The following is a 13,538-nucleotide window of genomic DNA, read 5'->3' as shown; positions in this document are numbered from 1 at the left end:
CTGGCGGCCGCTCAGCTCCACCGGGTCGGGCAGCAGGGCGTGCCGGACCAGCCACAGGTGCGCGGCCTCGGTGTCGTCGAGCAGGTCGACCCGGCCGTGGCTGACGGTGAACCGGGTGTTGACCAGCGCCAGCGAGGCGTACCGGTCCTCGCCGGGGACCGGGAGCTGGTGCAGATAGACGGGGGTCTCGTGCTCCACGGTCACATCCTAGCCATCTCTCACGGGGATTCTTGCAGTTCTCCGTGAGGAGGGCTTAGCGTGCCTCACGGAGAAACAGCCGAGAAACCGTGAGAGGTGACGTCGTGGCCTTCGATGTGGACGCGCTGCGCGAGGACTTCCCGATCCTGGGACGGACGGTGGCGAGCGGCGCGCCGCTGGTCTACCTGGACTCCGGGGCCACCACCCAGAAACCGCTGCAAGTCCTGGACGCCGAGCGGGACTTCTACCTCACCCGCAACGCCGCCGTGCACCGCGGGGCGCACCAGCTGGCCGGCGAGGCGACCGAGGCCTACGAGCAGGCGCGGCACACGGTCGCCCGGTTCGTCGGCGCCGCCGACGACGAGGTGGTCTTCACCAAGAACACCACCGAGGCGGTCAACCTCGTCGCGTACGCGCTCGGCAACGCCGGCCGGATCGGGCCCGGCGACCGGATCGTGGTGACGGAGATGGAGCACCACGCGAACCTGGTGCCCTGGCAGCAGCTGGCCGAGCGGACGGGCGCCACACTCGACTGGTTCGGGCTGACCGACGAGGGCCGGCTGGACCTGACCCGGGCGGCGGAGCTGCTGGACGAGCGGACCAAGGTGCTCGCCCTCACCCACCAGTCCAATGTGCTCGGCACCCTCAACCCGGTGCGGGAGCTGGCCGACCGGGCGCACGCGGCCGGGGCGCTGGTGGTGGTGGACGGCGCCCAGTCGGTGCCGCACCGCCCGGTGGACGTGACGGAGCTGGGCGCGGACTTCCTGGCGTTCTCCGGGCACAAGATGCTCGGCCCGAACGGCATCGGCGTGCTGTGGGGCCGCGCGGAGCTGCTGGCCGGCCTGCCGCCGTTCCTGACCGGCGGCTCGATGATCGAGATCGTGGAGATGGACCGCACCACCTTCCTGCCGCCGCCGCAGCGCTTCGAGGCGGGCGTGCCGATGACCGCGCAGGCGGTGGGACTCGCGGCGGCGGTGGAGTACCTGGAGCGGCTGGGCATGGCGGAGGTCGCGGCGTACGAGGACACACTCACCGCCCGCGCCCTGGACCTGCTCGCCGAGGTGCCGGGGGTGCGGATCGTCGGCCCGCGCGACCTCACCGATCGCGGCTCGGCCGTCTCCTTCACCGTGGACGGCGTCCACCCGCACGACGTCGGGCAGGTGCTGGACGAGCGGGGCGTCGCCGTCCGCGTCGGCCACCACTGCGCCCGGCCGCTCGCCCGGCGGTTCGGCGTCCCGGCGACCACCCGGGCGAGCTTCTACGTCTACAACACGCCGGAGGAGGTCGACGCGCTGGTGGCGGGGGTGCGGGCGGCCCGGCGGTACTTCGGGGTCTGAGCCGCCCACCCGCTCCTACCTCTGCTTGATCCTGAGGAAGGTGACGGAGTTCGCCGGGAAGGTGTACGTGAACTTCCCCGCGATCCCGGTGACGGTGGAGGTGCGCGGGGCGACCGCCGTGGACGTCTCGGAGTTCACCGCGTCCGGCGCGGCGGCCAGCGTGGTCGCCCTGGCCCGGGACGCGACCTTGGCGCCGCCCAGGTCGATGGCGGTACGGGCGGCGGCGGACCGGGCGTTGACGACCTTGACGATCAGTTCGCCGGTCCTGGTGTCGCGCGTGACGACCTGACGGAACGGCTCGGCCGGCTTGTCGTCGGTGAAGCCGCCCCACTCCTTGCCGTCGAGGTAGAGGGTGACCTGGCGGCCGCGCACCTTGACGTCGATGTCGTAGGCGCGCCCGGTCTCGACCGAGCCCGCCTTGGCCATCAGCGTGGACTTGCCGCCGTCCACGGCCTGCTCGACGGCCGACTGGGTGTTGTTCCAGCCGCCGAGGTTCCACCAGTAGTAGTTCCCGGTGTCCTTGACGCCGAAGGCGACGAGGAAGCCCTCCTTGCCGGACCTCTTGGTGGCCTTCACGTGCAGGTCGTAGTCGTGCCAGGACGGGTCGCCGGCCTGGACCATGGTGTTCTCGGCGGTGTCGTCCGTCTGGACGTACCGGCCGTCCTGGACCGTCCAGCTGCCGGCCCCGGTGTGGTTCCACTTCGAGGCGTCGCCGGAGAAGTCGTCGGCGAGCAGCGTGGAGCCGTCGGCGCCGGTGACCCGTACGTCGTCGTAGGCGGCGCTGGTGTTCCAGGTGGACAGCCCGACCGCGCCGGCGAGGGGCCCGCTGACGTCCGGGGTGCCGGTCGCCGTGCTCGGCACCACCCGGTCGCCCACGTTGGTCATGAACAGTTTCTGCACCTCGTAGTTGGCCGAGCCCCAGGAGGCGTGGTTGTTGAACCACACCAGGTCCGGGCGCCACTGGACGTAGTCCTCGTTGGCGAACAGCGGGGCGTAGGAGGCGAGTTCGACCACGTCCGCGTTGCGTTCCAGGCCGGTCATGTAGGCCGCCTCGGCGAGGCCGTTCCCGAAGGCGTTGCCCTGGGAGGCGTACTCGCCGAGGAAGACCTTGGGGCCCTGGCGGTCGTAGGAGTCGTAGCGGTCGTTGTTCTGCAGGAACCACCGCGGGCTGTTGTAGTAGTGCTCGTCGACCATGTCGACCCTGGCGTCCCGGTTGAGCTTCCAGGCGGTGTCGAAGGTCGTGCCGGAGTCGTCCGGGCCGGAGTTGGAGACGACCTTCATGTACGGGTACTTCGCCTGGACGGCCGCGCGGAACTTCTCGAAGCGGGTGAAGAACTCGGCCGGCAGGTTCTCCTCGTTGCCGACCTCGATGTGGGTGAGGTGGAAGGGCTTCGGGTGGCCCATCCGCGCCCGCACCTTGCCCCAGGCGGAGGTCGCCGGGCCGTTGGCGAACTCGATCAGGTCCAGGGTGTCCTGGATGTGGCGCTTCAGCAGGGCGTCGTCGGCCACGGCCTGGTTCTGGCCGCAGCCGGTCACCAGGGCCGGTACGACGGCCAGCGGCATGGCGCCGACGTCCTCGGCGAACCGGAAGTACTCGTAGTAGCCGAGGCCGTAACTCTGGTTGTAGCCCCAGAAGTTGGCGTTGGCGGCGCGCTGCTCGACCGGGCCGACGGTGTCCTTCCACTGGTAGGAGCGCTTGCGCTGCCAGCCGGACGCCTCGCTGTAGTCCCGCATGGAGCCGGTGTTGACCAGGCAGCCGCCGGGGAAGCGGACGAAGCCCGGGTGCAGGGCGGCGACCTTCTCGGCGAGGTCCTTGCGCAGGCCGTTGGGCTCGTGCCTGTAGGTGTCGCGCGGGAAGAGGGACACCATGTCCAGGGCGGCGGCGGAGCCGGTGGCCACGGTGAGCCGGCCCGTGGTGCTGGTCCGGGTGGCGGTGAAGGTGGCCCCGTACCGGGCCCAGCCGTTCTTCCTCACGGCGATCCGCCGGGCGGTGGCGAGCGGGCCGCCGGAGTCCTGGAGGGAGACGGTGAGGGCGGCGCCGGCCTCGGCGCGGGCCCACACCGAGAAGTCGTACTTCTCGCCGTCCCGTACGGCGATGCCGGTGTTGTAGCCGGCGTTGGTGACGGACGAGCCGGCGTCCAGCGCCAGGTAGGTGCGATTGCGCTCACCGAGCCGGCCGGAGTCGTCCACCGCCCGGGCGGTACCGGAGACCGTCCAGGCGGTCAGCGGGGTGTAGGAGGCGTTGTCGTCGGCCGAGTACTCGAAGGACCGGTTCTGGACGAGTTCGGCGTACAGACCGCCGTCGGCGGCGCGGTTGATGTCCTCGAAGAAGACCCCGTACATGGTCCGGGGGATCGCCGGGCCGGTGGCGGAGGGGTCGACGGTGATCGCGTAGTCGGTGACGTCCTCGGCGTGGGCCGGGGCGGGCAGGGCGGCCGTGGCGAGCAGGAGGGCGCCCAGGCCGAGTCCGAAGCGGGTGGTGCGTGACATGGATACTCCGCGGCTCTGATGTGTTCGAAATATCAGACATTGGTCAGCACTTCGAACGGCAACATAGAGAAGGGGTATGAGCACGTCAATGGAGCGGACGGGACCGACGGAAGAGGGGCAGGCCGTAAGCGATGCGTGAGGACGACTTCTGGCCGGTGGCCGACCCGCTGGCCTATCTGTCCGGCCGCTGGCGCGTCGAGCGCGCGGTACGGGATCTGGCGAGCGGGGACGAGGGGCGCTTCACCGGGACCACCGTCTTCGGCCCGCTGGACGGCGGCGGGCTGCTGCACGAGGAGTCCGGCGTCTTCACCTGGCGCGGGGTGGCCCGGCCGGCCACCCGGACGCTGCGGTTCCTGCCGGGACCCGCGCCGGGCCGGGTGGACGTGCGCTTCGCGGACGGGCGGCCCTTCCACGACCTGGACCTGACCCGGGGCCGGTACCTCGCCGGCCACCCCTGCGCGGCCGACCTCTACCGGGGCGAGTTCACCGTGCTGGACGCCGGCCGCTGGCGCACGGTGTGGCGGGTCGGCGGCCCGGCGAAGGACCTGGAGCTCACCACGCACTACACCCGCGAGGCGCCCACCGGGGGTCCCGCCTGCGAGGACTGAGCCGGGCGCTCAGTCGAAGGTGTGCGCCATGTACTGCTCCGGGTGCTCCAGCGGCCGGAAGCCCAGCCTGGCGTACACCCCGTGCGCGTCCTCGGTGGCGAGCAGCAGCCGGCTCAGCCCGAAGGGCGCCAGGTGGTCGCGGATCCGGGCGACGAACGCCGTGCCCACGCCCTTGCCGCGCACCGAGGGGTCGACGTACACATCGGCGAGCCAGGCGAACAGCGCCCGGTCGGTGACCACGCGCGCGTACGCCACCTGTTCCCCCGACTGCGTGGCGTAGACCCCGAAGTTCAGCGAGGACGCCATCGCCCGCTCGTGCTTCTCGCGGGGGCGGCCGGGCGCCCAGTACGTGTCGGACGACAGCCAGCCGTGCACACGGCCGACGTCGACGCGGGCGGGGTCGGCGGAGAACTCGTAGCCCTCGGGGAGGCCCGGTGTCCCGGGGAGATCGGGTGCATCGCTCATGCGGTGATCCTCACAGTCCGGGCTCCGTACGGACCAGCGGTTTTCACCGCACCTCCTCGTACGCCGCCCGCAACCGCCGCATCCCCTCCGTGATCTCCCCGGTCCCTGCCCGGTACGGGGCCGTGGGCGCGCGGTGCTCTGCCGAGGGCAGAACGGTCAGCGGGCGGTCACCGGGGTGTACTTGTAGCCGACCCGGCGCACGGTCTGGATCGACTTGCGGTGCCGGTCGCCCAGCTTGCGGCGCAGCCGGGCGATGTGCACGTCCACGGTGCGGCCGTCGCCGACGTGGCCGTAGCCCCACACCGTGGTGACCAGCTGGTCGCGGGTGTGCACCCGGTGCGGGTGCGCCACCAGGTGCGCCAGCAGCTCGAACTCCAGGTAGGTCAGGTCGAGTTCGCGGCCCTCGACGCTGGCGGTGCGCCGCACCGGGTCGATCCGCACCAGCGGCTCGCTGCCGGCGTCCGGCTCGGTGCGCCCGGCGTCGGCCTCCGGCTGGTCGGGGACGGCGACCGGCAGGAACGGGGGCCGCTGGTCGGCGGGGACCAGCACCAGGTAGCCGACCATCGGCGGCTGGCCCGGCAGGGTGGGCAGGGTGTGCTGCGGGGCGGGCAGCCAGGTGGCGCCCGGCGGGAGGAAGTCCGCCACGTGGACCGCCTCGTCCCGGTCGACGGCGCGCAGCCGGTGCCGGGGGCCGTTCGGGGCGGGGGTGGGCAGGGTGGCGGTGGAGAGGGATCGGGTGGTCGCCATGAGAGGTCAGCTCTTTCGCGCGAGGAGTTCGTCGGAAGGTGCGGCGGCCCCGATTCGTGGTCGGGCGTCGCCGGAGGACGTACGTCGTTTCGCGCTGGCCGAAGGCCGGGGGTACGGCTTTAGAGGGCCCGCGCGTTCCTCGCGGGGCGACACACACGGTCGAAGTCGTGGTGCTGACGGGAAGGCCAGAACGGCTGGAGGTCGTAGCGACCCGTCGCGGTGATCTGCTGGATGCTGGCCATGGTCCCATTGAAGCAGAGCCGCGCGGCGCGCAGGAGCCTCCTCTCACTGCTTGGACGCTTCTTTGATGTGACACCGACGTGACAACCCCTCGGGACCCCGGCTTTCCGCCCTGTTCAGCGGCCTGGAACGGGCCGGGGGAGTCCGGAACGCCGTCTCACATTCCGGACGGCGCCGGGGAGCGGGCCGTCGCGGCGTGGCCGACGGCCGTCCTCCGGGCCGGAGTTCGGATACGCGGCGGGGGCGCCCGCCGTGACGGCGGGCGCCCCCGGAGGTGCGGGACGGATCAGACCTGGCCGGCCTTCTCCAGCGCCGTGCAGCAGGTGTCCACCAGCAGGCGGGTCACCACGTACGGGTCGACGTTCGCGTTCGGGCGGCGGTCCTCGATGTAACCCTTGCCGTCCTTTTCGACCTGCCACGGGATGCGCACCGAGGCGCCCCGGTCGGAGACGCCGTAGGAGTACTTGTCCCACGGGGCCGTCTCGTGCAGGCCGGTCAGGCGCTCGTCGATGCCGGCGCCGTAGTTCTTCACGTGGTCCAGCGGCTTGGAGCCCTCGCCGAGCGACTCGCAGGCGGTGATGATGGCGTCGTAGCCCTCGCGCATGGCCTTGGTGGAGAAGTTGGTGTGCGCGCCCGCGCCGTTCCAGTCGCCCTTGACCGGCTTGGGGTCCAGGGTCGCGGAGACACCGAAGTCCTCGGCGGTGCGGTACAGCAGCCAGCGGGCCACCCACAGCTGGTCGGAGACCTCCAGCGGGGACAGCGGGCCGACCTGGAACTCCCACTGGCCGGGCATGACCTCGGCGTTGATGCCGGAGATGCCGAGGCCCGCCTTCAGGCAGTTGTCGAGGTGGGCCTCGACGACGTCCCGGCCGAAGATCTCGTCGGCGCCGACACCGCAGTAGTAGCCGCCCTGCGGGGCCGGGAAGCCGCCCTCGGGGAAGCCGAGCGGGCGGGAGCCGGCGAAGAAGGTGTACTCCTGCTCGATGCCGAAGATGGGCTCCTGCGCGGCGAACCGCCCGGCCACCTCGGCCAGCGCGGCCCGGGTGTTGGTCGGGTGCGGGGTGAGGTCGGTGTCCAGCACCTCGCACAGCACGAGGATGTCGTCGCCGCCGCGGATCGGATCCGGGCAGGTGAAGACCGGCTTGAGCACGCAGTCCGAGGAGTTGCCCGCGGCCTGGTTGGTGGAGGAGCCGTCGAAGCCCCACAGCGGCAGCGCGTCGAGACCGGCCGGGGCGCCCGTGATGACCTTCGTCTTGGAACGGAGCTTGGCCGTCGGCGAGGTGCCGTCGATCCAGATGTACTCGGCCTTGAAGGTCACGGGGGCCACATCCTTCGGGGGTGGGTCGGGCGCGTCCGCCCTGGCGGACGCCGCGGCGCTGCGGCACCGGGGCGCCGCTCGAACAGCGGGCAGCCTGTCAACAGGCGGTTTCCCGGCCATTGCCCGAATGTGAACCCCGTGTTACCTGGTGTCTTTGTGTCGCGGCTCACGTGGTGCGGGGGAGCGGCACCGGCCGTGCGGATTGCGTACGACCGGGTCGCCCGCACGGGACCCCGGCCCGACGGGAGCCGTCAGCGCTTGCTGTGGGAGAGGGCCTCCCGTACGGCCTCCTCGCTGCGGGCCACCAGCGTCGTCCCGTCGTCCGCGGTGATGATCGGCCGCTGGATGAGCTTGGGATGCCCGGCGAGCGCCGCGATCCAGCGGTCCCGGGAACCGGCGTCGCGCGGCCACTCCTTGAGCCCCAGTTCCTTGGCCGCCGCCTCCTGGGTGCGCGTGATGTCCCACGGCTCGAGGCCCAGCCGGTCCAGTACGGCCCTGATCTCGTCCTCGCCCGGCACGTCCTCCAGATACCGCCGCACGGTGTACTCGGCCCCCTCGGCGTCGAGCAGGGTGAGCGCGCTACGGCACTTCGAGCAGGCGGGGTTGATCCAGATCTCCATGTGCGACACGGTACGCGGTACCGGCTCTGTTCGAATTCGCGACACCTCGGCAGTCTCATCCCCACCATCCGTGACGGACCGCCAATTTCCTGCCTGAGCTGCGGATTCACTCGCCTCCGCGACCGACCGATTGTCAGTGCCCGCCGGTAGACTGGAAGCAGTGTTCGAGACCGGGCGCCGGGTCGCCGGCGGCCGGTCTGACCGCGACAGGAGGATGCCTGTGCCCGCTGCCGCCCTCAAGCCGAAGCCGTTGCCGACCCAGTCCACCGCCAAGCACCCCGTGCTGTTCGACTCGCCCTACGAGCCCGAGGCGAAGCGACCGCTGCCGGCCGGACGGCCGCGCCAGTGGTACGTCACGCACAACCGGCGCCTGAAGGCCATGCGCCTCGCCATAGCCCTGCTCGACTCCGGTGTCTATCTGCCGGACCAGGCCGGGAACGAGACGATCCGCGGCACGGCCGAGCGGATCGGCATGCGGCCGCCCTCCGACACCACGTGTCACATGGTGCGGGCGCTGATGCGTTACTCGCGCTGAGCCGTGTGCCGGGTGCCCTTCCGTCGACGGGAGGGCACCCGGCACCGTCAGCGAAGGGCCGCCTCCGGGGGCCCGTCCAGGCCCGCCGGCAGGAGCGGGAGAAGGCACGGTGAACGAGCGGGGCCGCCCCCGGCCGTCACAGGCCGGGGGCACCCCACACCGGGAACCAGCGGCCCAGGTCCGGCTCGATCGGCAGATCGCCGTCGAGGACCGACCTCAGCCGGAGCTCCAGCGCGGTGTCCCGCCGTTCGGCGGCCCCGGGCAGGGGAGCGAACGGATAGAAGGTGCCGCGCTTGTAGAGGTACACGAGCGCCACCCGCCGCTCGGCGCCGTCCGTGAAGGACACGAGCGAACACAGCAGCTGCGGGCCGAAGCCGGCCGACTCCAGCGAGCTGTTCACCGCGTGCAGATCGGCCACGAGCTGGGGCAGCTGCCCGGGGGAGCGCCGGGACACCAGCCAGGAGTAGCCGTAGCCGTCCCGGTACGGTGCCACCGGCGGGCCGGTGCGGTCGGTGTCCGCGTCCAGCAGCGCCCGTACCTCCTGGGTGATCCGCTCGAAGGCCGCCCCCTCCACGGTGGCGAAGCACACCGCCCCGCTCCCGGCCGGCGCCAGTCCGGTCGCCGCCTCCAGCGTCACCGCCGCCGACGGCAGCGCGAACAGCCGGTCGAGATCGGGCGCGACCGGCCGGGTACGGCCCAGCAGAACGTCCAGCAGCCGCACGGTCAGCCCTCCTCCGCCCGAGCCTCCGGCCCGGCCCCTCCGGTTCAGCCCGCCTTCCCCGGGGCGGCGGCCTCACCCAGCTCCGCCGAGATCCGGCCCAACTGCTCCAGCCGCTGTCCCAGGGTCGGGTGCGTGGAGAAGAAGCGCTCGATGCCGGGTTCCCGGCCGGTCGCCGGGGTGAAGTAGAACGCGTTGAACGCCTGGGCCGTTCGCAGGTCCTTCGTCGGGATGCGCGCGATCTCCCCGGAGACCTTGGTGAGCGCCGCCGCCAGCGCCGAGGGACGGCCGGTCAGCAGCGCCGCCGCGCGGTCGGCCGCCAGCTCCCGGTACCGGGACAGCGCCCGGATCAGCAGGAAGCTGATCGCGTACACGGCCGCCGAGACGCCCAGCACGGCCGCGAAGACGATGGCCGTGTTCTGGTCCCGGCGGCCCCCGCCGAAGATCTGCGAGTAGAACGCGAACCGGACGACCAGGCCCGCGACCACCCCGAGGAAGGACGCCACCGTGATCACGGCGACGTCCTTGTGCGCGACGTGCGACAGCTCGTGCGCGAGCACGCCCTCCAGCTCGGCCGGCTCCAGCCGGCGGAGCAGCCCGGTGGTCACGCACACCACGGCGTGGTCGGGGCTGCGCCCGGTCGCGAACGCGTTCGGCATGTCCATCGCGGACACGGCGACCACGGGCCTGGGCAGGTCCGCGATCGCGCACAGCCGGTCCACCACGGCGTGCAGCTCGGGATACTCCTCCCGCGCCACGGGCCGGCCGCGCATCGCGAACATGGCGATCCGGTCGGAGAACCAGAACTGGGCCACGAACAGCGCCCCGACCAGGACGGCGACCAGCACCCAGGACCTCAGCAGCACGATCAGCGCCGCGACGAACCCGACGTACAGCAGACCGAGCAGGAACAGCGTCAGGCCCATCCGCACGGTCAGCCGCCGATCACTGTGGAACCGGCTCCGCATCTCGCATCACCCCGCAGCCAGGCACTCGCCCCGCTGTCCAGTGTGCACCCGCCGGCGCCCGTCGGCCGGGGCGGATCAGTACGGGGACCGCAGCTGCGCGTACCCCAGCAGCACGATCACCGCGGCCACGCAGCCGAGCACCACGGCCGTCGACACCCAGGAGGACCGGCGCGGGCCCACCGGGTCCGGGTCGGCCCGGAAGGGCGCCGGCTCCGGCGGGTTCTCCTTCCACCGCGCGGCGAGCATCCGGGCCCGCGCGGAGGGCTCCTTGTGCTCGGCCGAGTCCACCCACGCGTGATCGAACTCGCGCTCCCACTCGTCCTGTTCCGCCATCCCCGTGCGACCCCTCTCATCCGGGACTGTCGGAGGCATGATCCTCCGACAATAGGAAGCGCGGGAGGCGGGAAAGGTTGCACGGCGGCGGTAAGACCGTGGCCTCACGAGGAGCGCCGCCCCGGGAGGCGGTGGCCCGGGCTGTCGGCCGGGGTCTGTCCGCAGGCGGTCCGGACACGCTCCAGGAGCGTGTCCGGTGTGACGGTGTGGTGCTGCGGGCCGACGGCTTCCAGGGCCGGGGCGGCCAGGGCGCAGCCCGGCCGGGTCCGCGTCCCGCACGTCGGTGAGCCACCGTTCCGTACCGCGCGGAGGCATCATGCACTGCATCATGCACCCATATGCGTCCTCGCGGGATGTGTCTCTTCGGACCAGCTCGGGGCAGCGGCGGTGTCCCTCGCGATCGGGGCCCGGACGGTGGCCGGAACGGCCGGAGGGGCACTCCGGCCGATGTCCATCGGCTGGAGTGCCCCTCCGGCGGGCGTCGGCGCGTCAAGGTCGTCCCGCGCCGGGTGGTGTGCCCACCGTGGCCGGGGGCGCACCACCTGTTCCGGTCACACGTCGAAGTACAGCTCGAACTCGTGCGGGTGCGGACGCAGCTGCAGCGGCGCGATCTCGTTGGTGCGCTTGAAGTCGATCCACGTCTCGATCAGGTCGGACGTGAACACGTCGCCCTGGAGGAGGAACTCGTGGTCGGCCTCCAGCGCGTCGAGGACGGCGTTCAGCGAGGTCGGGACCTGGGCGACGTTCGCGTGCTCCTCGGGAGCCAGCTCGTACAGGTCCTTGTCGATCGGCTCGGCCGGCTCGATCTTGTTCTTGATGCCGTCCAGGCCCGCGAGCAGCAGCGCCGAGAAGGCGAGGTAGGGGTTGCCGGAGGAGTCCGGGGCGCGGAACTCGACGCGCTTGGCCTTCGGGTTGGAGCCCGTGATCGGGATGCGCATCGCGGCCGAGCGGTTGCGCTGCGAGTACACCAGGTTGATCGGCGCCTCGAAGCCCGGCACCAGACGGTGGTACGAGTTCACCGTCGGGTTGGTGAAGGCCAGCAGCGACGGGGCGTGCTTGAGGATGCCGCCGATGTAGTAGCGGGCCAGGTCGGACAGGCCCGCGTACCCGGCCTCGTCGTAGAACAGCGGGTCGCCGTTGCTCCACAGCGACTGGTGCACGTGCATGCCCGAGCCGTTGTCGCCGAAGATCGGCTTCGGCATGAAGGTCGCGGTCTTGCCGTTGCGCCAGGCCACGTTCTTCACGATGTACTTGAAGAGCTGGAGGTCGTCGGCGGCGGCGAGCAGCGTGTTGAACTTGTAGTTGATCTCCGCCTGGCCGGCGGTGCCCACCTCGTGGTGCTGGCGCTCGACCTTCAGCCCCTGCTTCTCCAGCTCCAGGGAGATCTCGGCGCGCAGGTCGGCGAAGTGGTCGACCGGCGGGACCGGGAAGTAGCCGCCCTTGTAGCGGACCTTGTAACCGCGGTTGTTCTCCAGGGCGCCGGTGTTCCAGGCACCCGCCTCGGAGTCGATGTGGTAGAAGGACTCGTTCGCCGAGGTGGCGAAGCGCACGCTGTCGAAGACGTAGAACTCGGCCTCGGGACCGAAGTACGCGGTGTCGGCGATGCCCGTCGACGCCAGGTAGGCCTCGGCCTTCTTCGCCACGTTGCGCGGGTCACGGGAGTACTGCTCGCCCGTGATCGGGTCGTGGATGAAGAAGTTGATGTTGAGGGTCTTGTCCCGGCGGAACGGGTCGACACGGGCCGTGGACAGGTCGGCACGCAGAGCCATGTCGGACTCGTGGATGGCCTGGAAACCGCGGATCGACGATCCGTCGAAGGCCAGCTCCTCGTCCGGGTCGAACGCCTCGACGGGCACCGTGAAGTGCTGCATGACGCCCGGCAGGTCGCAGAAGCGGACGTCGACGAACTTGACGTCCTCGTCCGCGATGAACTTCTTGGCCTCGTCGGCGTTCTGGAACATCCAGCTCCTCCTACTCCCGACCGTCCTCGCCGGGGTGGTAGATCGTTCGTGCGGCCAGTGCGGTGGCACACGGTGGTGTCGACCCTAGGGACGGGTGATTTCTCGGGCGTGACCCGTTTGTTTCGCAGACGTTAACCGGCCACATGTCCACCGTAGCCCCGTCACACCCCTGCGCGTAGTGCCCGAAACCGGGCGCAGTACCGTGGACGGGTGGACAACAGGCAGGCAATCGGATCGTGGCTCTCCGGCCCGCGCGCGGCCATGGAGGAGGCGGGTGCCGACTTCGGCTACCGGGGCGAGCAGCTCGGGCTCCCGGAGCACGGGCCGAACTCGATCGCACGGCCCGGACGGCGGCTCGGCGCGCTCGCCGTGGACTGGGCGCTGTGCGTCCTGATCGCATACGGCCTGATCACCCACGGCAACGGGGCGCTCACGAGCAACTGGGCACTGGGCGTGTTCTTCGTGCTGAGCGCCCTCACCGTCGGCACGATCGGCTGCACCCCCGGCAAGCGGCTCTTCGGCATCCGGGTGGTCGCACTGAGCACCGGCACGGTCAGCCCCGGCCGCGCCCTGCTGCGCACGGTCCTGCTGTGCCTGGCGATCCCCGCGCTGATCTGGGACCGCGACGGCCGCGGCTTGCACGACCGCCTCGCCAAGACCGTCGAGGTCCGCATCTGACAGCCCCCCGGCGGATGCGCCGGCAGGGTCACCCGCACCACCGGTACGGGTGATCTCCGGCGCGCCGCCCCACGGGCCTGTGACCGACGCCGGGGCCCTCGCCTGCGCGACGTGGAGCGGCGCGCGCCACGCCGTCGGCCCTCGTGCCGTGCACGGCCGCCCGGCCGGTACCGCCGCCGGGGTCCTCGCCGTCGTAGGTGACGTCGGCGGCCGGGCCGGTGCCGGCGGGGTACGCCTCCGGCCGTACCCCGTCCGGGTGGATGCGCGGGCAGGGGCGTCCGCGCCACCGGTACGGGTGACCTCCGGTGCGCCGCCCCGCCGG

The 13,538-nt window shown here is 71.7% G+C and carries 15 protein-coding genes and 1 pseudogene; 4 read left to right on the top strand and 12 right to left on the bottom strand.

Annotated features, from left to right (window positions below; genetic code table 11):
• Nucleotides 1-198, bottom strand: a 198-nt coding sequence (locus tag H5J33_RS09210; protein WP_181794395.1) for an ABATE domain-containing protein, incomplete at its 3' end; no start/stop codon positions are given.
• Between the two features lie 104 nt (nucleotides 199-302).
• On the opposite strand from H5J33_RS09210, the gene H5J33_RS09205 reads away from it, so the two are divergent.
• Nucleotides 303-1,535, top strand: a complete 1,233-nt coding sequence (locus tag H5J33_RS09205; RefSeq protein WP_181794394.1) for a cysteine desulfurase — start codon at nucleotides 303-305, stop codon at nucleotides 1,533-1,535.
• A gap of 15 nt (nucleotides 1,536-1,550) precedes the next feature.
• On the opposite strand, the gene H5J33_RS09200 is transcribed toward H5J33_RS09205, so the two are convergent.
• Entirely contained in the window at nucleotides 1,551-4,025 is a 2,475-nt protein-coding gene (locus tag H5J33_RS09200; protein ID WP_181794393.1) for an alpha-L-arabinofuranosidase C-terminal domain-containing protein, read from the bottom strand.
• Between the two features lie 131 nt (nucleotides 4,026-4,156).
• Between H5J33_RS09200 and H5J33_RS09195 the strand changes: the two genes are divergently transcribed.
• The gene (locus H5J33_RS09195) at nucleotides 4,157-4,633 is read left to right on the top strand and encodes a DUF6314 family protein (protein ID WP_181794392.1); all 477 of its coding nucleotides are present in this window, start codon (nucleotides 4,157-4,159) and stop codon (nucleotides 4,631-4,633) included.
• A gap of 9 nt (nucleotides 4,634-4,642) precedes the next feature.
• Here H5J33_RS09195 and H5J33_RS09190 read toward each other — a convergent pair whose 3' ends face one another.
• The 5 genes from H5J33_RS09190 to H5J33_RS09175 form a co-directional block, all read right to left on the bottom strand.
• Nucleotides 4,643-5,098: a GNAT family N-acetyltransferase gene (locus H5J33_RS09190; protein WP_181794391.1), complete on the bottom strand. Its 456-nt coding sequence runs from the start codon at nucleotides 5,096-5,098 to the stop codon at nucleotides 4,643-4,645.
• A gap of 156 nt (nucleotides 5,099-5,254) precedes the next feature.
• The gene (locus tag H5J33_RS09185) at nucleotides 5,255-5,845 is read right to left on the bottom strand and encodes a winged helix-turn-helix domain-containing protein (protein ID WP_181794390.1); all 591 of its coding nucleotides are present in this window, start codon (nucleotides 5,843-5,845) and stop codon (nucleotides 5,255-5,257) included.
• 119 nt (nucleotides 5,846-5,964) lie between these two features.
• Nucleotides 5,965-6,087: a hypothetical protein gene (locus H5J33_RS37315; RefSeq protein WP_258564973.1), complete on the bottom strand. Its 123-nt coding sequence runs from the start codon at nucleotides 6,085-6,087 to the stop codon at nucleotides 5,965-5,967.
• Nucleotides 6,088-6,371: 284 nt separating this feature from the next.
• Nucleotides 6,372-7,403 carry a glutamine synthetase gene (glnII, locus tag H5J33_RS09180; RefSeq protein WP_181794389.1) on the bottom strand — a complete coding sequence of 344 codons (1,032 nt, stop codon included), beginning with the start codon at nucleotides 7,401-7,403 and terminating at the stop codon, nucleotides 6,372-6,374.
• Nucleotides 7,404-7,654: 251 nt separating this feature from the next.
• On the bottom strand, nucleotides 7,655-8,023 hold the full coding sequence (locus H5J33_RS09175) for an arsenate reductase family protein (RefSeq protein ID WP_181794388.1): 369 nt from the start codon (nucleotides 8,021-8,023) through the stop codon (nucleotides 7,655-7,657).
• A 220-nt stretch (nucleotides 8,024-8,243) separates the two neighbouring features.
• On the opposite strand from H5J33_RS09175, the gene H5J33_RS09170 reads away from it, so the two are divergent.
• On the top strand, nucleotides 8,244-8,558 hold the full coding sequence (locus H5J33_RS09170; RefSeq protein WP_181794387.1) for a hypothetical protein: 315 nt from the start codon (nucleotides 8,244-8,246) through the stop codon (nucleotides 8,556-8,558).
• A 136-nt stretch (nucleotides 8,559-8,694) separates the two neighbouring features.
• Here the strand turns inward: H5J33_RS09170 and H5J33_RS09165 are convergent, their stop codons facing one another.
• The 4 genes from H5J33_RS09165 to glnA all read right to left on the bottom strand — a co-directional run bounded on the left by H5J33_RS09165 (nucleotide 8,695) and on the right by glnA (nucleotide 12,538).
• Entirely contained in the window at nucleotides 8,695-9,279 is a 585-nt protein-coding gene (locus tag H5J33_RS09165) for a PspA-associated protein PspAB (RefSeq protein ID WP_181794386.1), read from the bottom strand.
• A 44-nt stretch (nucleotides 9,280-9,323) separates the two neighbouring features.
• Complete coding sequence (htpX, locus tag H5J33_RS09160; RefSeq protein WP_181794385.1) at nucleotides 9,324-10,244, bottom strand: zinc metalloprotease HtpX; 921 nt, start codon at nucleotides 10,242-10,244, stop codon at nucleotides 9,324-9,326.
• A 75-nt stretch (nucleotides 10,245-10,319) separates the two neighbouring features.
• Complete coding sequence (locus tag H5J33_RS09155) at nucleotides 10,320-10,577, bottom strand: hypothetical protein (protein ID WP_181794384.1); 258 nt, start codon at nucleotides 10,575-10,577, stop codon at nucleotides 10,320-10,322.
• Between the two features lie 551 nt (nucleotides 10,578-11,128).
• The gene (glnA, locus tag H5J33_RS09150) at nucleotides 11,129-12,538 is read right to left on the bottom strand and encodes a type I glutamate--ammonia ligase (protein ID WP_181794383.1); all 1,410 of its coding nucleotides are present in this window, start codon (nucleotides 12,536-12,538) and stop codon (nucleotides 11,129-11,131) included.
• Nucleotides 12,539-12,748: 210 nt separating this feature from the next.
• Between glnA and H5J33_RS09145 the strand changes: the two genes are divergently transcribed.
• The gene (locus tag H5J33_RS09145; protein WP_181794382.1) at nucleotides 12,749-13,216 is read left to right on the top strand and encodes an RDD family protein; all 468 of its coding nucleotides are present in this window, start codon (nucleotides 12,749-12,751) and stop codon (nucleotides 13,214-13,216) included.
• Between the two features lie 28 nt (nucleotides 13,217-13,244).
• On the opposite strand, the pseudogene H5J33_RS36715 reads toward H5J33_RS09145, so the two are convergent.
• Nucleotides 13,245-13,538, bottom strand: a pseudogene (locus tag H5J33_RS36715) (hypothetical protein); the annotation flags it as partial.

The organism is Streptomyces sp. WELS2, from assembly GCF_013870595.1.
Taxonomy (GTDB): domain Bacteria; phylum Actinomycetota; class Actinomycetes; order Streptomycetales; family Streptomycetaceae; genus Streptomyces.
This window is presented reverse-complemented; position numbering and strand designations above follow the sequence as displayed.